Source organism: Rhizobium sp. KNZ2-6A (genome assembly GCF_056755475.1).
The window spans coordinates 26,698-44,042 of record NZ_JBNDIC010000011.1 but is presented as its reverse complement, the minus strand read 5'-3'; the positions used below and the strand labels follow the sequence as shown (position 1 = coordinate 44,042).

Below are 17,345 nucleotides of genomic sequence, written 5' to 3'. Positions count from 1 at the left end.
AATATACAAACATCATGAACATTGCGACCCCCATCCAAGCCAAATCGCGCATCGGCCACACGGCCTGTCCGCATGACTGTCCTTCCACCTGCGCCCTGGAGGTCGATCTGACTGAGGACGGCAGGATCGGCCGCGTTCGCGGCGCCAATGATCATTCCTACACGTCTGGTGTCATCTGCGCCAAGGTCGCGCGTTACGCCGAGCGGCTCTACCATCCCGATCGGCTGATGAAGCCGCTGCGCCGAGCAGGCGCCAAGGGCGAGGGACGCTGGCAGGAAGTCTCGTGGGACGCGGCGCTCGACGAGATCGCCGACGCCTTCGTCAAGGCCGAAGCCAGAGATGGCAGCGAGGCGATCTGGCCCTATTTCTATGCCGGCACGATGGGCTGGGTGCAGCGCGATTCCATCGAGCGCCTGCGCCATGCCAAGCGCTATTCCGGCTTCTTCTCGTCGATCTGCACCAATCCGGCCTGGACCGGCTTCACCATGGCGACGGGCGTGCTGCGAGGCCCCGATCCCCGCGAGATGGGCCGCACGGATTGCGTCGTCATCTGGGGCACCAATGCTGTGGCGACCCAGGTCAACGTCATGACCCACGCGGTAAAGTCCCGCAAGGAACGCGGTGCCAAGATCGTCGTCGTTGACATCTACGACAATCCGACAATGAAGCAGGCCGATATGGCGCTGATCGTCAAGCCGGGCACGGATGCGGCCCTTGCCTGCGCCGTCATGCACATCGCCTTTCGCGACGGTTATGCCGATCGCGCCTATATGGCAAAATATGCCGACGATCCCGCCGGCCTGGAAGAGCATCTGAAGTCGAAGACCCCGGCATGGGCGGCAGAAATCACCGGCCTTTCGGTCGACGAGATCGAAGCCTTCGCCAAGCTCGTGGGGACGACGAAGAAGACTTACTTCCGTCTCGGCTATGGCTTCACCCGCCAGCGCAACGGCGCGATTGCCATGCATGCGGCCGCGTCGGTCGCCACGGTCCTCGGCTCCTGGCAATATGAGGGCGGCGGAGCCTTTCATTCAAACAGCGATATCTTCCGCATGGATGCGAGCGAACTGACCGGCCGCGCCATGAAGGATCATGATATCCGCATGATCGACCAGTCGCAGATCGGCCGCGCCTTGACCGGCGATGCCGTGGCGCTGCGCCATCGCGGCCCGGTGACCGCCATGCTGATCCAGAACACCAATCCAGTGAACATTGCGCCCGAACAGCGGCTGGTGAAGCGCGGCTTTGCCCGCTCCGACCTCTTCGTCGCCGTGCACGAGCAGTTCATGACTGATACGGCCGAGATGGCCGATATCGTCATCCCCGCCACCATGTTCGTGGAGCATGACGACATCTATCGCGCCGGCGGACAGAACCACATTCTCCTCGGCCCGAAGCTCGTCGAGCCGCCGCCGACGGTGCGCAGCAATCTCTTTGTGATCGAGGAGCTCGGCAAACGCCTCGGCGTCGCGGATCGCCCCGGCTTCGGCTTCTCCGCCCGCGAGATGATCGATCGGGTTTTGTCGAGGAGCGGCCTGCCGGATTACGATTATTTCCTCGAACACAAATGGTTCGACCGCCAGCCTGACTTCGAGGAAGCGCATTTTATCAATGGTTTCGCCCATCCCGACGGCAAGTTCCGCTTCCGTCCGGATTGGGTCAACCAGCCGGCGCCGAACCGCCCGCCCGCGTCGGTCGGGTTGCTTGGGCCGCATATCGAGCTGCCGGAGTTTCCGGATCAGGTCGATGTCATCGAGGTGGCCGATCCCGAGCATCCGTTCCGGCTTGCGACCTCGCCTTCGCGCAATTTCCTGAATTCGAGTTTCTCGGAAACGAAGACGTCGCGGCAGAAGGAAGGGCGTCCCGAAGTGATGATCAATCCGGCCGACGCCGAAACATTCGAGATCATCCATGGCGAACTGATCCGCATTGGCAATGGCCGCGGTGATATCCGCCTGCATGCGCGCGTGACGACGGAAGTGAAACCGGGCGTGCTGATCGCCGAAGGTCTTTGGCCGAACAAGGCCCATGTCGACGGCGAGGGTATCAACGTGCTCACCGGCGCCGACCCGGTCGCGCCCTATGGCGGCGCGGCTGTCCACGACAACAAGGTATGGCTTCGCAAGGACGTGGCATGAGTAAATTTGACAAGGCGAAAGCCGAAATCGTCAGCGAAAAGACGCTGGCGGATCAATGGACGCGGCTCAGCACTTTTGAGGTCGATTACACGGATTCGCAGGGCAAGCAGCATCGGCTGAAGCGCGAAGTCTATCATCGCACGCCGGCCGCCTGCATCCTGCTCTATGATCCCAGCCATGAAACAGTGGTGCTGGTCCGGCAATATCGCCTGCCGTCGCAGCTTGTCGGCCTGGCGGAGAGAATGATCGAAGTGCCCGCCGGCCTGCTCGATGGTGACGATCCGGAAGCGGCGATCCGCCGCGAAGCCATGGAAGAGACCGGCTTTCGCGTGCGCGACGTCCGCTTCCTGTTCAAGGCGATGACCTCACCGGGAGCCGTGACGGAGATCATCCATTTCTTCGCGGCTGTGATCGATACGTCCGACCGTGTTGCCGATGGTGGCGGGCTTGCGGAAGAACATGAGGATATCGAAGTTCTGGAAGTTCGGCTGTCCGACGCAATGGCGATGATCGAGAAGGGCGATATTTACGACGCCAAGACAATCATGCTGCTGCAATGGACGGTTTTGAATGTCGCCAGCCTGAAGTAGGCTGCTGCGTGGGAGAAGCTTTGTGGAAATTCTGCTCCCCATTCATCACAATGTCACGAATCAAGCTTACCGGGGCGTGCTGGCCGGAAACATTCGAATGTTTCCAAGCCTCCTTTGATCATTGACGCTGTTTCAGGAGAAAGCCTATGTGGCTCAGCAATTTCACGCTCGTTCTTCCCAATGAAGTCGTCGAGGGAGGCGCGGTGCGCATCGAGGACGGCGTGATTGCCGAAATCCGCTCGGAGCTGGTGGAGCAGCCGACCTTCGACGGCGGCGGCCGTTTGCTGATGCCGGGCTTCGTCGACCTGCATTGCGACATGGTGGAGCGAGAGATCGCACCGCGGCCGAATGCCATGATGCCGATCGATTTCGGCATTCACGAACTCGACAAGAAACTGGCGGCGGCCGGCGTTACCACCGCCTTCGCCGCGCTCTCCTTCGCGACCGAAAGCGTCTACGGCCACGTCCGCTCACTGGAAACCACCTCGGCTGTTATCCGGGGTATCGGCAACCTGCGCGACGAGCTTCTGATCGACCATCGCGTCCATGCACGCTACGAAATCACCAATCTCGGCGCGGCTCCGACCTTGGAGCGGCTGCTGGAGGAGGGCTCCGTCGACATGGTCTCGCTCACCGATCACACGCCGGGGCAGGGGCAGTACAACGACATCGAAAGCTATATCCGCAGCATGTCCGAGCGCCGCTCCATGTCGCGCGAGGCGGCTGAGGAAGTCGTCGCAAAACGCATCGCACAGCGCCAAGACCCGGAGATCGAACGCAAGCTGCATGACGTGGTCGGGTTATCGCTGAAACACAAGCTGTCCCTGGCTTCGCATGACGACGACAGCGCCGAGAAGGTGGCGGCGATGCACGACCTCGGCGTGACGATCAGCGAGTTTCCGGTGACGGGACCGGCTGCCGAGGAAGCTTGCCGCCGTGGTCTCTGGACGTTGATGGGCGCGCCGAATGCGCTGCGCGGCCAGTCCATGTCCGGCAATCTCAGCGCTCTGGATGCGGCCCGCTCCGGTCTGCTCGGCATCATCGCGGCCGATTATCACCCGGCAGCCTTCGTGCCGGCGATCTTCAAGATAGCGGATGTCGTCGGCGGTGGCCTGCCGGCAGCCGTTGCGACGGCAACGTCCAATGCTGCCCGTTCTGCGGGCCTGACGGATCGCGGCGAAATCGCCGTTGGTCAGCTTGCCGATCTGGTCGCTGTCGAGCCCGGTTCGGTCCACCGCATCCGTGCAACCTTCCGCGGCGGCCGCATCGTCTATAGCGACGGCACGCTGCATCCGCTGATGGCGATGGCGGCCTGAAAGCTAGTTTGTATCACCAAGTAGTGACATGATCTGCCGTCCCTGAACGGCAGATGTCTCGGCGAGGCTTACGGCCTTACCGTCTTCCATCCTGACCTTGCCTTCCGCCAGCAGCCGCAGCGATTGCGGATAGAGCTGATGCTCGATCGTCAGCACGCGGGCGGCAAGGCTGTCGGCGGTATCGTCGGTCAAGACAGGCACGGCCGCCTGGCCGACAACCGGGCCTTCATCCATGCCTTCGGTGACGAAATGTACGGTGCAGCCCGCAATGCGCATGCCGGCGTCGATGGTGCGCTGATGCGTGTGGAGGCCGGGGAAAAGCGGCAGAAGTGAGGGATGAATATTGATGATCCGGCCCTCGTAAGCCTGGATAAAACGGCCGGAGAGCAGCCGCATATAGCCGGCAAGGCAGATGATGTCGGGCGAGAGGGCTTCCAGTTGCGAAAGGATCGCCTCTTCATGGGTTTCCTTGCTGGCAAATTCCTTGCGCATGAAAGCGAAGGTGGCGATGCCTTCCGCCGCAGCCTTTGCCAGTCCGCCGGCCTCCGCCTTGTCGGAGATGACGCCGACAATCTCGGCCGGAAAGTCAGCCGCTTTCGTGGCTTTCAGAAGAGCCAGCATATTGGAGCCGCCGCCCGAGATGAAGACGACGACGCGTTTGCGCGGCGTGGTCATAGAGCCAGCGTGCCCTTGTAGACGGTGCCGTGTGCGCCTTCTTCGCGAGCGATCATGCGGCCGAGCGTCACGACCGCTTCGCCTTCCGCCTCAAGCGCGGCCTTCACGGCCTCGACGTTTTCGGCAGCGACGACGACGATCATGCCGATGCCGCAATTGAAGGTGCGCAGCATTTCCTTGGTCTCGACGCCACCCGTCTTGGCAAGCCACGAGAAGACCGGCGGCACCGTGACGGCAGCCAGATCGATTTCGGCGGCGAGATGCTTCGGCAGCACGCGCGGAATATTCTCCGGGAAGCCGCCGCCGGTGATGTGGGCGAGCGCCTTGAGAGCATGCGTTTCGCGGATCGCCTTGAGCAGCGGTTTCACATAGATGCGCGTCGGCGTCAGCAATGCTTCGCCGAGTGCCTTGCCTTCAGCGAAGGGAGCCGGCGCATCCCAGCCGAGGCCGGAAAGCTCGACGATCTTGCGCACCAGCGAGAAGCCATTGGAGTGAACGCCTGACGAGGCGAGGCCGAGAATGATGTCGCCTTCGGCAATATCGCCTGACGGCAGCAGTTGGCCGCGTTCTGCCGCGCCGACGGCAAAGCCCGCCAGATCGTAATCGCCATCGGAATACATCCCCGGCATTTCAGCCGTCTCGCCCCCGATCAGTGCACAGCCCGCGTCGCGGCAGCCCGCGGCAATGCCACCGACGATCGCCGCACCCTGGTCGGGGTCGAGCTTGCCGGTAGCGAAGTAATCGAGGAAGAACAGCGGCTCGGCGCCCTGGACGACCAGATCGTTGACGCACATGGCGACGAGATCGATGCCGACGGTGTCGTGATAGTTCGCGTCGATCGCGATCTTCAGCTTAGTGCCGACGCCGTCATTGGCGGCGACAAGCACCGGATCGGTAAAGCCCGCGGCCTTGAGGTCGAAGAGGCCGCCGAAGCCGCCGATCTCGCCATCCGCTCCCGGCCGGCGCGTCGAACGGACGGCAGGCTTGATCTTTTCGACCAGCAGGTTGCCGGCGTCGATATCGACGCCGGCGTCGCTATAGGTCAGACCGTTTTTTCCAGACTGGCTCATGCTTCCGCCTCCGATGGCCGCCCATCCATTATGACAGGGCTTTGATCGGGTCGCCATTGCATGATAGGGGCCTTTATGCAAGGCGCAAGCGCCGCAAACCCTTCGATTTTCCCCGCTTCCCATTGCCTGAGGGAGATTTCCGGCCTCAGGCTTGACCATAATTGCGGCATCATCCTATGTCCTAAGCACACGGCATACGGGCTGGAAGTAACGGGGAAGATGATGGAGCAAAAGGTCAGCGGGGCGAGCCTCAAGCGTCAAGTCACGTTCTGGGTGATCGTGCTGGTCGTCTTCGTCGCCTTTCTCTATATCTTCAGCACGATCCTGCTGCCGTTCATCGTCGGCATGGCGGTCGCCTATTTCCTCGATCCCGTCGCCGACCGGCTGGAGCGGATCGGGCTTAGCCGCCTGATGGCGACAGTGGTGATCCTCGTCTCCTTCGTGCTGATCTTCGCGCTGGCGCTGACGATCTTCATTCCGATCATCATCAACCAGTTCAACGATTTCGTTCAGCACATACCGACCTATGTGCAGCAAGTGCAGCAGCTGGTCGCCAAGGCGCAGACGATGGTGCTGCCGGACTGGATCCGCAACCAGCTCGGAGCCATCAAGGACAATTTTTCCAGCATCATGTCCGACGGCCTGAGCTTCGTCGGCGGGCTGTTCGCGCAGATCTGGAGCTCCGGCAAGGCGCTGGTCAATATCATCTCGCTGATGGTCGTCACGCCGGTTGTCGCCTTCTACATCCTGCTCGATTGGGATCGCATGGTCGCCAAGGTGGACGACTGGATCCCGCGCGATCATGTCGCCAGCGTCCGCCAGATCGCCCATGAGATCGATCAGGCGATCGCCGGCTTCATTCGGGGGCAGGGCTCGCTCTGCATCATCCTCGGCGTGTATTACGGCGTCGGCCTGTCGCTGGTCGGGCTGAACTTCGGCCTGCTGATCGGCCTCTTCGCCGGCGTGATCAGCTTCATTCCCTATGTCGGCTCGCTGGTCGGCCTCATCCTGGCGGTCGGCGTCGCCCTGGTTCAGTTCTGGCCCGACTATATATGGGTCGGCCTGACGCTTGCCGTCTTCTTCACCGGCCAATTCCTCGAGGGCAACGTCCTGCAGCCGAAGCTCGTCGGCGAAAGCGTCGGTCTGCATCCGGTCTGGCTGATGTTCGCTCTCTTTGCCTTCGGCGCGCTCTTCGGCTTCGTCGGCCTGTTGATTGCGGTGCCTGCGGCTGCCGCCTGCGGCGTCCTTGTTCGCTTCGCCCTTTCGCGGTACCTTCAGAGTGATCTCTATTACGGACGCTCGGAAGCGGGCAAGGCACGTAGAGCCAAGGCCGGCAAGCCCGAGAACAGCTAGACATGACCGACGCAAAGAACGCTGATTTGAGGCGCAAGGCCGCCGAACAGCTGGCCTTGGCCTTTACGCACGATCCCGCAAACGGGCGTGACGACCTGCTCGTCGCCGATCCGCTGAACGCGGCGGTGAAGATCGTCGATTCCTGGCCGCGCTGGCCGTCCCCGGTGGTTGTACTCGCCGGCCCCGTCGGCTCGGGCAAATCGCATCTTGCTAGCATTTGGAGTGAGCGGTGCGGCGCCGTCCACATCCATCCCGCAGCCGGGTCCGATGCCGCGGTCGCAGCCGCGAACGGCCCCGTCGTCTTCGAGGATGTGGATCGCCTCGGTTTTGACGATACAGAGCTCTTTCACGTCATCAACAGCGTTCGTGAAAACGGCACCAGCCTTCTGATGACGAGCCGGCTCTGGCCGATGTCCTGGCCGGTGACGCTGCCCGATCTGCGCTCCCGCCTGAAGGCGGCAACGGTGGTCGAGATCGGCGAACCGGACGAGGAATTGCTGTCGCAGGTGATCGTCAAGCTCTTCGCCGATCGGCAGCTTTATATCGATGACAAACTCGTCCTTTATATCGTTAATCGCATGGAGCGTTCACTCAACGCGGCGCAGATGATCGTCGACAGGCTGGACCGGCTGGCACTGGGGCGAGGCACGAGGATTACGCGCCTGCTGGCCGCTGAAGTCTTGAATGAACTGGGCAATTCCGGTCAGCCGGATTGAGCTGACACCGACTGTCACAGTTCCGTCGTCAAACTGATATACGTGGCACAAGATTAAAAAGAGGGTAGGTGGAACATGGACTCGGCACTCACGGAACATCAGGACACCAACCCGGAAGCCCCGGAGGCCGCAGCTCCCGTCAGCGAGCTGCTGACCAGCCCCGAGCGCTTCATCAACCGCGAATTTTCCTGGCTGCAGTTCAATCGCCGCGTCCTTGAGGAGACGCTGAACACCGCCCATCCGCTGCTGGAGCGCGTTCGTTTCCTTTCCATCTCCGCCGCCAACCTGGATGAATTCTTCATGGTGCGCGTCGCCGGCCTCGAAGGCCAGGTCCGCGAGAAGATCCTGGTGCGCACGCCCGACGGCAAGACACCCGCCGAGCAGCTCGACGACATCCTGCGTGAGATCGACAATCTGCAGATGGAACAGCAGGCCTCGCTTGCCGTCCTGCAGCAATATCTTGCCAAGGAAGATATTCTGATCGTCCGGCCGGCTGCCCTTTCCGATGCCGATCGCCAGTGGCTCCACGCCGAGTTCGAACAGGCGATCTTCCCGGTCCTGACGCCGCTCTCTATCGACCCGGCGCATCCGTTCCCCTTCATCCCGAACCTGGGTTTCTCGATCGCGCTGCAGCTGAAGAGCATGAACGGCCGCGAACCAATGACGGCGCTGCTGCGCCTGCCGCCGGCGCTGGACCGCTTCGTCCGCCTGCCGGATGCCAGCAACGTCATTCGCTACATCACGCTTGAAGATGTGGTGAACATCTTCATTCACAGGCTCTACCCCGGATATGAGGTGCAGGGTTCCGGTACGTTCCGCATCATCCGAGACAGCGATATCGAAGTCGAGGAAGAGGCCGAAGATCTGGTGCGCTTCTTCGAAACGGCGCTGAAGCGCCGCCGCCGCGGCTCGGTGATCCGCATCGAAACCGACTCCGAGATGCCGCTCGAGCTTCGCCAGTTCGTGGTGGAGTCGCTGAACGTTCCGGGAAACCGCATCGCAGTTCTGCCCGGCTTGCTGGCGCTCAATACGCTCTCGGAAATCTGCAAGGCTCCGCGCGACGATCTTCGCTTCGAGCCCTACAATGCCCGATTTCCTGAGCGCGTCCGCGAACATGCCGGCGATTGTTTCGCCGCGATCCGCGAAAAGGACATGGTCGTCCACCACCCTTACGAATCCTTCGACGTGGTGGTCCAGTTCCTTCTCCAGGCTGCTAGGGATCCTGACGTTCTGGCGATAAAGCAGACGCTTTACCGCACCTCGAACGACAGCCCGATCGTCCGCGCGCTGATCGACGCAGCCGATCTCGGCAAATCCGTTACGGCACTGGTGGAACTCAAGGCCCGCTTCGACGAAGAGGCGAACATCCGCTGGGCGCGTGACCTGGAGCGCGCCGGCGTGCAGGTCGTCTTCGGCTTCATCGAGCTCAAGACCCATTCGAAGATGTCGATGGTCGTGCGCCGCGAGGATGGCAAGCTGCGCACCTATTGCCACCTCGGCACCGGCAATTATCATCCGGTCACCGCCAAGATCTATACCGACCTTTCCTACTTCACCTGCGATCCGGCGATCGCCCACGATATGGCGAATATCTTCAACTTCATCACCGGTTACGGCGAGCCGGAACAGGGCATGAAGATCGCGGTTTCGCCCTATACGTTGCGTCCGCGCATCCTGCAGCATATCGAAGGGGAGATCGAGCACGCCAGGAACGGCCGTCCGGCGGCGATCTGGATGAAGATGAATTCGCTCGTCGATCCCGATATCATCGACGCGCTCTATCGCGCCAGCAACGCCGGCGTTGATATCGAGCTTGTCGTGCGCGGCATCTGCTGCCTGCGTCCGCAGATTCCGGGCCTTTCCGAAAGGATCCGGGTCAAGTCCATTGTCGGACGGTTCCTCGAACACAGCCGCATCTTCTGCTTCGGCGACGGTCATGGCCTGCCGTCGGACAAGGCGCTGGTCTATATCGGCTCTGCCGACATGATGCCGAGAAACCTCGACCGCCGCGTCGAAACCCTCGTGCCGCTGACCAACAAGACCGTGCATGAGCAGGTGCTTTCACAGATCATGCTGGGCAATATCATTGACAATCAGCAAAGCTACGAGATATTGCCGGACGGGACTTCACGGCGCATGGAAGTGCGCCAGGGAAAAGAGCCATTTAATGCGCAGCAGTATTTCATGACCAATCCCAGCCTGTCGGGCCGTGGTGAAGCCTTGAAATCCAGTGCACCGAAACTCATCGCTGGGCTGCTGTCGGGCCGCAACAAATAAATTGGACCTTCATGGTTGAATCAGAAGCCCAGGGGCGTCTTCCGGGTATCGCCCCTGTCTCCGTTGTCGATATCGGGTCGAACTCGGTCCGTCTCGTCGTCTATGAAGGCCATTCGCGGTCTCCGACCATCCTTTTCAACGAGAAAGTGCTGTGCGGCCTCGGCAAGGGCATAGCGCTGACCGGCAAGATGGATGAGGAAAGCGTGGCGCGGGCACTGGCCGCGCTGCATCGCTTCAAGGCGCTCTCCGATCAGGCGCGCGCATCCACCATCTATGTGCTCGCGACAGCCGCGGCGCGCGAAGCCAGCAATGGCCCGCATTTCATCCATCAGGCCGAGGCGATCCTGCAGCGCAAGGTGCGCGTGCTGTCCGGCGAGGAGGAGGCGCGCTTCTCCGCGCTCGGCATCATCAGCGGCTTCTTCCATCCGGATGGGATTGCCGGCGATCTAGGCGGCGGCTCGCTGGAGCTGATCGATATCAAGGACCGCGAGATCGGCAAGGGCATCACGCTGCCGCTCGGTGGTCTGCGCCTCTCCGAATATGCCGGCGGCTCGATCGAAAAGGCGCGCGGGTTCGCGCGCAAGCATGTCAAGACGGCGAAACTGTTGAACAAGGGCGAAGGCCGGACGTTCTATGCGGTCGGCGGCACATGGCGAAACATCGCCAAGCTGCACATGCAAATCCGCAAATATCCGCTGCACATGATGCAGGGCTATGAAGTGCCGCTCGACGAGATGGTGCGCTTCCTGGATCAGATCGTCGGATCGAAGGATTCGAAGGATACGGCGTTGCAGGCGGTTTCCAAGCATCGCCGTTTGCTGCTGCCTTTTGGCGCGGTCGCCATGCGCGAAGTACTGACGGCGATGAAGCCATCCGCTATCTCCTTTTCCGCACAAGGCGTCCGCGAAGGCTATCTCTACTCGCTGCTGACCGAGGCGGAGCGCAACAGCGATCCGCTGCTCGTCGCTGCCGGTGAGCTTGCCATCCTGCGTGCCCGCTCGCCGGAGCATGCCCGTGAACTGGCCGATTGGACCGGGCGGATGATGCCGTTCTTCGGGATCACCGAAACCGAGGAGGAAAGCCGCTATCGCCAGGCCGCGTGTCTGCTCGCCGATATCAGCTGGCGCGCGCACCCGGATTATCGCGGCCTGCAGGCGCTGAACATCATCGCCCATACGTCCTTTGTCGGCATCACTCATGCCGGCCGCGCCTTCATCGCGCTTGCCAATTACTATCGCTTCGAAGGATTGAACGACGACGGCGCCACCGAACCGCTGGCGACGATCGCCACCCCGCTCTACATCGAACGGGCCAAGCTGCTCGGCGGTCTGTTGCGTGTTGTCTACCTCTTCTCGGCGTCGATGCCCGGCATCGTCCGCAATCTGTCGTTCCGCCGCTCGACCAATCCGGATCTCGATCTCGAATTCGTCGTGCCCGCCGAATATCACGATTTTGCCGGCGAGAGGCTGGATGGGCGTCTGCAGCAGCTCGGCAAGCTGACGAACCGCCGGCTGGCCTTCTGCTTCGAATAGGATTTTGAAGCCTCTCCCCACAAAGCAGGGAGAGGCTTTTCATCGCGGCTTACTTCGCGCTCAGGAAATCACCGACTTCGAGAAGGCTGAACTCGTTGTCGTCGGCCTTGTCGACGGCGCGGCCTGCCGAGAAGGGCAGGTTGTTGTCGTTGCCGACGATGATATGCGTGGCATCGACGCGGTCGACATTCTCGATGGTGACGAAAGGCATGTCGTAGAAGCCTTCGCCGCCGCCCTGGCGACGCTTGTGATCGGGATCCTCGATGTGCAGCAGATCGATATAGCCGATCTTGCGGACGGCCTTGCCGACATTGGCGTCGCTGAACTCGATCTTGTAGACGCGCTTCAGCTCGGCCGGAGCCTCGAAGCAATCCGGCTTCGGCTGCTTGGGATCGGCACAGGCCTTGTCCTTCGTGCCGGCGCCGTTGTCGCGCTCGATCACCAGGGCCGTCGTTTCGTCGAGCATGTTGAAGTCGCCGATCGAGACGCCCTTGTCTGCGAAAGGATAGAGCCAGCTGCGGCCGGTCCAGCTCTTCGAGGCGACGTCGAATTCGATGACGCGGATGGCCGTCTTGCCGTCCACGCTCTCCATCTGGCCGTCATCTTTGTAGATCGCGCCTTCCAGCAGGGCATAAAGCTTGGAGCCGTCCTTCGACATGGCAAGGCCTTCGAAGCCGCCCGAGCGTTTCAGGTTGAAGGTCGGCATCTTCTGTGTCGGATTGCCCGGCAGCTGCAGCAGGGCATTGTCGGGAGACATGACGGGCTTGCCGTTGAGCGTTGTCGGGAAGACGTCGGTCAGCTGGCCGTTCGCATCGAACTTCAAAAGATAGGCGCCGAACTCGTCGCCGATCCAGAAGCCATCGGCAACCGGCTGGACCGATTCGATGTCGAAGTCGGCGCCAGTCAGATAACGCTTATCGGCGCCTTCGAGAACGATCGGGAAGGGGGCCTTCTTGTTCGGATCGGAGAGGAACAGGTTCTTGACGACCTCGACCTTGCCGTTGTCCCAGTTGAATTTAAGCTGATGCAGGAAGAGCATCGCATCGCTGGAGTTCTGCTTGGAGCCGAAGCCGTTGTCGGAGAGTGTCCAGAAGGTTCCGTCAGGCATGGTCTTGATGCCGGAAAAGCCCTGGATCGGCTGGCCGGCGAAGGGCAGCTTCAGATCGGTGACACGGGCGCCATCCTTGCCCGGCACGGTGCCGAGCGCGTCGGTGCGCTTGCGATCCGGCGTGGTGAACTTGCCTGAGGTTTTCAGGAAGTCGGGCGCATCGGCAGGGGCGGCAGTGATGGTATTGGCCGGCAGAATGGCTTGTCCGACAAGCTTTGCCTTGAATTGCTGCTCGTCGGCCTGGGCCGAGGCAGCAAGCAAAATGAAGAGCGCCGTGGAGGCGGAAAGAATTCGGGTCATCATGTCACCTTGTTGGCGAGGAGTGGCGAAACAACCCCGCTTAACAGGCGAGCCATGTCGGCGAATTAACGCTCAGGTGAAGTTTTGGTGACTGTGGACAACCCAGGAGACGTGAAGCTCACGCGTGCGTCGATCTCGGAATGCAGCCAAGGCGTTACGCAGCCTACAATCTGCTGCGAATTGTCTTGAGAGCTTCCCGGCTCTGCGTATGAAGCGCGATCACGCCGAGAGGCTGATCGCGACCACGAACGGCATGTTCGCCGAGCTCTTCCTTGATGATCGCTTCGGGCAGCTCCAGCCGTCGGGCAAGATCGCTCGAAATCAGCACCTGGCGCTCCAGCGTCTTGCAGAGCGATTCCAGCCTTGCGGTGGTGTTCACCGTGTCGCCGAAATAGGCGATCTTGTGATGGTCGACGCCGATTTCGCCCGTCACGATGCTGCCGCCATGCAAGGCAGCACGCAGACGCGGCACCCTGCCATAGGATTTCAGCCAGGTTTCGGCATTCTTCTCGATATCGTTGAGGATATTGAAGACGCAGCGCACGCAATTGGCATTCTTGACGCCGCGTCGAAGCGGCCAGGTGATGATGGCGGCATCGCCGATATAATCGTCGATCGCGCCCTTGTGCCGCCGTACGGGTTCAGCTATGGCGGCGAACACTGCGCCCAGGAATTCCTGTGTCTTCAGGTCGCCATGCTCCTCGGCGAAGGCAGTCGAGCCCACGAGATCGACGAAGAGGAACACGCGCTCTTCCTGTACCGGATTGCGGTACCGGCCGGTCAGCAGGCTGAGAAAGACGTCCCTGCCGAGCAGTTCCCGCACGCGGCCGATGAAGATGATGATGGCGGTCACCACGACGGCATAGAGATAGACATCGATCTTCAGCAGCGTGAGGTCTTCCCAGGAGCCATCGACCAGGCCCAGCAGTTTCATGAGGCTGCCCGCCGTGGCATAGCCGACGCTCATCAGCAGGAAATCGACGATGAGAGCCGAGAGGATGAAGGCCGGCGTCGGCAGGAGATGCATCCAGACGTTCAGCCGCGGCAGGATCATTCGACGCTCGAAAGCCAGCAGCGGCATGCCGCAGAACAGGGCGAAGATCGCGCCGATATACATTGGCGCTTGGGGGAAGAATATCTTGCCGTAGATGACGCCGGACGAGGCGACAAGCAGCGATATCAGGATCCAGTTGCGTATCGAATGGAGAATGCCCATTCATTTTTCCGCCGAGAAACGACGCCTGTCATCGACGCGGAATTGCGCCGGCAAACTGGAACGTCATCGAATAGAACGATTACATCAGACGTTCATTCCGCGAGATTTGCGGCGCAATCGTGATTGCTGCCGCCATATCGCTCCCCGAATCATACGCAATTGCAAGGGATTGGGGAAGGATAATATCGCCGCTAGAGGGTAACCGTCTCGATCCGCTTGCCGACGAAGCGCAGGGCAACCTGGCCCTGGATGAGCTGCAGCGCCGTCTCACCGAAAAGATCGCGCCGCCAGCCGGTCAAGGCCGCCACATCGGCTTTTTCTCCTTCGGCGGCGATCTTGTCGAGATCGTCGCTGTTGGCGATCACTTTCGGTGCGACGCCATGCTTCTCGGCGATGAGCTTCAGCAGCACTTTCAGCAGTTCCGAGGCGGCGGCCGTACCTTCGGGCGCCTGCTGATGGCGCGGCGGATGCGGCATATCCGATTTCGGCAATGCCAGCGCCTCATTGATCGCCTCGATCACGGCCGTGCCGGCGGCCGAACGCTCCCAGCCCTTCGGGATGGTACGCAGTCGTGCAAGCGCTTCGCTGTCCTTCGGTTGCTGCTGGGCGATCTCATAGATCGCGTCATCCTTCAGCACACGGGCGCGCGGCACGTTGCGGGCGCGCGCTTCACGTTCGCGCCATGCCGCCACATATTTCAGAACCGCGAGCTCCTGAGGCTTGCGCAGCCGCATCTTCAGTCGCTGCCAGGCATCGTCGGGATGCAGGTCGTAGGTCTCGCGCGCTTCGAGGATCGCCATTTCCTCCTGCAGCCAGGAAGCGCGTCCCTCGCGCTCCAGCTGCTCTTTGAGCGAGAGATAGACGTCGCGCAGATGGGTCACGTCGGCAAGCGCATAGTCCAGCTGCTTTTCCGAGAGGGGACGCCGGCTCCAATCGGTGAAGCGCGAGGACTTGTCGATGTGGACGTTCTTGATGCGGCTGACGAGCTGATCGTACGAAACCGAATCGCCGAAGCCGCAGACCATCGCCGCGACCTGCGTATCGAAGATCGGATGCGGAATGAGATTGCCGCGATTGAAAATGATTTCAATATCCTGGCGCGCTGCATGAAATACCTTCAGAACCGAAGGATTGGCCATCAGTTCGAAAAAGGGCGCGAGGTCCAGACCTTTGGCCAGCGGATCCACCAGCACCTCGGTCGTTGGGCTTGCCATTTGTATCAAACACAGTTCCGGCCAGAAGGTCGTTTCCCGCAGGAACTCCGTATCGATGGTAATGAATTCCGACTTGGCCAGCTCTTGGCAGGCCGCCTCCAATTGGGCGGTAGTTTCGATCATCTCAACACATTCATCGGTAAAATAGTTGGTTAACTTCCTTCTCCTTTCAGCCGGATATGTCAATACTTTCGCGAGCAAAGCCTTTGCCGCATTTCGCTTTTGGCTGAAATTAATGGAAGCAGATGGCGCTTCGGTCGAAACCGGCTAGCTGCCAGCGCCGTTCGCCGCTGCTTAGGCCACACGCACATAGCTGGTCATGCCGGTCTTCTGATGCTCGATGATGTGGCAATGCAGCAGCCAGTCGCCGGGATTGTCGGCCACGAAGGCGAGCTGAACCTTTTCATCCGGCTGGAGCAGGTAGGTGTCGGATACGAATGGCTGGACCTGCCGCGTCGAGGAGGACAGAACCGTGAAGCTCATTCCGTGCAGATGGATCGGATGGCTGTGCGGGGTGACATTTTCCATGTCGATGACATAGCTCTTGCCGAGCTTGAGTTCGGCAAGGGGCGCCGTCGGATCGGGAGTGTCGCCGGGCCACGGCACTTTGTTGATGGCCCAGAAGCTGTAGCCGAGAGAACCACAGATGCTGTTGTCGGCGGTGTTCTCCGCCGTGGCGCTGAGAATGAGCGGGATATGGGTGGCCGCGCCGAGATCGGCCTTCCGCACGGGATTGTCTTCCAGCGGCGCCAGGTCGCGGACGTCGCGCTTGAGCGAACTGCCGACCGCGCGCAATGTCGCCAACACCTTCGGATCAGTGCCCTTGATATCCTCAAGCTTGACGATCGCGCCTTCGCCGTCGGGCATACGCACGGCCAGCTCCAGCCGCTGCCCCGGTCCGAGCTGCAGGAGGTCAAGCGGAAAGCGCTGCGGCACGGGATTGCCATCGATCGCGATGACGGTCGCCTCCGCGCCGTCCATGCGGAAGGAATAGATGCGCGTGACGTCGGTGATCGCAATGCGCAGGCGCACAAGGCCGCCAGCAGGCGCGTCATATTGCGGCAGCTGCTGCCAGTTGGCAGTCCGCACCGTGCCATAGGTGCCGGATTTGGCCGCATCGCGTGGCCGGAACTGCGCAATGAACTGCCCATCTCCGCCCAGGCGCCAATCGCGCAGATTGAGCACCACTTCCGAATCGAAAGCAGGATCCTTGGGGTTTTCGACCACGATGACGCCGGTCAAGCCGTGGCCCATCTGGTCCAGCGTGTTGCAATGCGGATGATACCAGAAAGTGCCGGCGTCGGGCGGCGTGAAAGTATAATCGAAATGATCGCCGGTATAGACGTAAGGCTGGGTGAGGAACGGCACGCCGTCCATGGCGTTGGGAAGGCGGATGCCATGCCAGTGGATGGTCGTCGGATCGTCTATGCCGTTGATGAGCCGAGCGGCGAAGGATTCCCCCTTCTTCATGCGCACGACCGGCGGCATGCCGGCGTCGCCATAGGTCAACACGCTCTTTGTGATGCCGCTATCGGTAAGATTGGCCTCGATCTTGGCCGTCTTCAGCGCAAACGGCTCGGCTGCCGCCGCCTTGCCCGCAAACTTCCCGGCAATGCCGAGACCAACGCCATAGGCTCCGGCAACGGCTGAAGCTTTCAGGAGATTGCGGCGGCTGAGGATCGGCATGTCATGCTCCGGGGGCGAAGATCTATGGATGTTTGTTTAAAGTTGACATCGGCGTTCAGCAATAGCATCGAGGTAGCCAAACTGCCGCAGAGGCTACTTGCGGGTACTGATATGGGTGGTACGTGAGTAGCTTTAAGCCGACTTCCCGTGTTCC

The 17,345-nt window shown here is 61.1% G+C and carries 13 protein-coding genes; 7 read left to right on the top strand and 6 right to left on the bottom strand.

The window, feature by feature from the left end; translation table 11 throughout:
* Positions 1–14 precede the first annotated feature (14 nt).
* The 3 genes from ACPYOP_RS10005 (at position 15) to ACPYOP_RS09995 (ending at position 4,044) form a co-directional block, all read left to right on the top strand.
* Positions 15–2,138 carry a molybdopterin-containing oxidoreductase family protein gene (locus tag ACPYOP_RS10005; RefSeq protein ID WP_481410234.1) on the top strand — a complete coding sequence of 708 codons (2,124 nt, stop codon included), beginning with the start codon at positions 15–17 and terminating at the stop codon, positions 2,136–2,138.
* A complete protein-coding gene (locus tag ACPYOP_RS10000; protein ID WP_481410233.1) occupies positions 2,135–2,728 on the top strand; it encodes an NUDIX domain-containing protein in 594 nt (197 codons plus the stop codon). The genes ACPYOP_RS10005 and ACPYOP_RS10000 overlap by 4 nt, the downstream gene beginning before the upstream one ends.
* 146 nt (positions 2,729–2,874) lie before the next feature.
* The gene (locus ACPYOP_RS09995; protein WP_481410232.1) at positions 2,875–4,044 is read left to right on the top strand and encodes an alpha-D-ribose 1-methylphosphonate 5-triphosphate diphosphatase; all 1,170 of its coding nucleotides are present in this window, start codon (positions 2,875–2,877) and stop codon (positions 4,042–4,044) included.
* Positions 4,045–4,047: 3 nt separating this feature from the next.
* Here the strand turns inward: ACPYOP_RS09995 and purN are convergent, their stop codons facing one another.
* Both purN and purM read right to left on the bottom strand, forming a co-directional pair.
* The gene (gene purN / locus ACPYOP_RS09990; RefSeq protein ID WP_481410231.1) at positions 4,048–4,719 is read right to left on the bottom strand and encodes a phosphoribosylglycinamide formyltransferase; all 672 of its coding nucleotides are present in this window, start codon (positions 4,717–4,719) and stop codon (positions 4,048–4,050) included.
* The gene (gene purM, locus ACPYOP_RS09985) at positions 4,716–5,789 is read right to left on the bottom strand and encodes a phosphoribosylformylglycinamidine cyclo-ligase (RefSeq protein WP_481410230.1); all 1,074 of its coding nucleotides are present in this window, start codon (positions 5,787–5,789) and stop codon (positions 4,716–4,718) included. The genes purN and purM overlap by 4 nt, the downstream gene beginning before the upstream one ends.
* Positions 5,790–6,011: 222 nt before the next feature.
* On the opposite strand from purM, the gene ACPYOP_RS09980 reads away from it, so the two are divergent.
* The 4 genes from ACPYOP_RS09980 (at position 6,012) to ppx (ending at position 11,667) form a co-directional block, all read left to right on the top strand.
* Positions 6,012–7,142 (top strand): AI-2E family transporter, encoded by a 1,131-nt coding sequence (locus ACPYOP_RS09980; protein WP_481410322.1) that lies wholly within the window; start codon positions 6,012–6,014, stop codon positions 7,140–7,142.
* Between the two features lie 2 nt (positions 7,143–7,144).
* Positions 7,145–7,858 (top strand): DnaA regulatory inactivator HdaA, encoded by a 714-nt coding sequence (gene hdaA / locus ACPYOP_RS09975; protein ID WP_481410229.1) that lies wholly within the window; start codon positions 7,145–7,147, stop codon positions 7,856–7,858.
* A gap of 75 nt (positions 7,859–7,933) precedes the next feature.
* On the top strand, positions 7,934–10,135 hold the full coding sequence (locus ACPYOP_RS09970) for an RNA degradosome polyphosphate kinase (RefSeq protein ID WP_481410228.1): 2,202 nt from the start codon (positions 7,934–7,936) through the stop codon (positions 10,133–10,135).
* Between the two features lie 11 nt (positions 10,136–10,146).
* Positions 10,147–11,667, top strand: a complete 1,521-nt coding sequence (gene ppx, locus ACPYOP_RS09965; protein WP_481410227.1) for an exopolyphosphatase — start codon at positions 10,147–10,149, stop codon at positions 11,665–11,667.
* A gap of 49 nt (positions 11,668–11,716) precedes the next feature.
* On the opposite strand, the gene ACPYOP_RS09960 is transcribed toward ppx, so the two are convergent.
* The 4 genes from ACPYOP_RS09960 to ACPYOP_RS09945 all read right to left on the bottom strand — a co-directional run bounded on the left by ACPYOP_RS09960 (position 11,717) and on the right by ACPYOP_RS09945 (position 17,191).
* The gene (locus tag ACPYOP_RS09960) at positions 11,717–13,075 is read right to left on the bottom strand and encodes an esterase-like activity of phytase family protein (RefSeq protein WP_481410226.1); all 1,359 of its coding nucleotides are present in this window, start codon (positions 13,073–13,075) and stop codon (positions 11,717–11,719) included.
* A 163-nt stretch (positions 13,076–13,238) separates the two neighbouring features.
* On the bottom strand, positions 13,239–14,291 hold the full coding sequence (locus ACPYOP_RS09955) for an adenylate/guanylate cyclase domain-containing protein (protein WP_481410225.1): 1,053 nt from the start codon (positions 14,289–14,291) through the stop codon (positions 13,239–13,241).
* A gap of 191 nt (positions 14,292–14,482) precedes the next feature.
* Positions 14,483–15,628 carry a ribonuclease D gene (gene rnd / locus ACPYOP_RS09950; RefSeq protein WP_481410224.1) on the bottom strand — a complete coding sequence of 382 codons (1,146 nt, stop codon included), beginning with the start codon at positions 15,626–15,628 and terminating at the stop codon, positions 14,483–14,485.
* A 171-nt stretch (positions 15,629–15,799) separates the two neighbouring features.
* Positions 15,800–17,191 (bottom strand): multicopper oxidase family protein, encoded by a 1,392-nt coding sequence (locus ACPYOP_RS09945; RefSeq protein ID WP_481410223.1) that lies wholly within the window; start codon positions 17,189–17,191, stop codon positions 15,800–15,802.
* Positions 17,192–17,345 lie beyond the last annotated feature (154 nt).

What these genes read in the sequence shown, in the direction of transcription:
- ACPYOP_RS10005 (WP_481410234.1), top strand. Translation starts at nt 15, where the DNA reads ATGAACATTGCGACCCCCATCCAAGCCAAATCGCGCATCGGCCACACG.
- ACPYOP_RS10000 (WP_481410233.1), top strand. Translation starts at nt 2,135, where the DNA reads ATGAGTAAATTTGACAAGGCGAAAGCCGAAATCGTCAGCGAAAAGACG.
- ACPYOP_RS09995 (WP_481410232.1), top strand. Translation starts at nt 2,875, where the DNA reads ATGTGGCTCAGCAATTTCACGCTCGTTCTTCCCAATGAAGTCGTCGAG.
- purN (WP_481410231.1), bottom strand. Translation starts at nt 4,719, where the DNA reads ATGACCACGCCGCGCAAACGCGTCGTCGTCTTCATCTCGGGCGGCGGC.
- purM (WP_481410230.1), bottom strand. Translation starts at nt 5,789, where the DNA reads ATGAGCCAGTCTGGAAAAAACGGTCTGACCTATAGCGACGCCGGCGTC.
- ACPYOP_RS09980 (WP_481410322.1), top strand. Translation starts at nt 6,012, where the DNA reads ATGGAGCAAAAGGTCAGCGGGGCGAGCCTCAAGCGTCAAGTCACGTTC.
- hdaA (WP_481410229.1), top strand. Translation starts at nt 7,145, where the DNA reads ATGACCGACGCAAAGAACGCTGATTTGAGGCGCAAGGCCGCCGAACAG.
- ACPYOP_RS09970 (WP_481410228.1), top strand. Translation starts at nt 7,934, where the DNA reads ATGGACTCGGCACTCACGGAACATCAGGACACCAACCCGGAAGCCCCG.
- ppx (WP_481410227.1), top strand. Translation starts at nt 10,147, where the DNA reads ATGGTTGAATCAGAAGCCCAGGGGCGTCTTCCGGGTATCGCCCCTGTC.
- ACPYOP_RS09960 (WP_481410226.1), bottom strand. Translation starts at nt 13,075, where the DNA reads ATGACCCGAATTCTTTCCGCCTCCACGGCGCTCTTCATTTTGCTTGCT.
- ACPYOP_RS09955 (WP_481410225.1), bottom strand. Translation starts at nt 14,291, where the DNA reads ATGGGCATTCTCCATTCGATACGCAACTGGATCCTGATATCGCTGCTT.
- rnd (WP_481410224.1), bottom strand. Translation starts at nt 15,628, where the DNA reads ATGATCGAAACTACCGCCCAATTGGAGGCGGCCTGCCAAGAGCTGGCC.
- ACPYOP_RS09945 (WP_481410223.1), bottom strand. Translation starts at nt 17,191, where the DNA reads ATGCCGATCCTCAGCCGCCGCAATCTCCTGAAAGCTTCAGCCGTTGCC.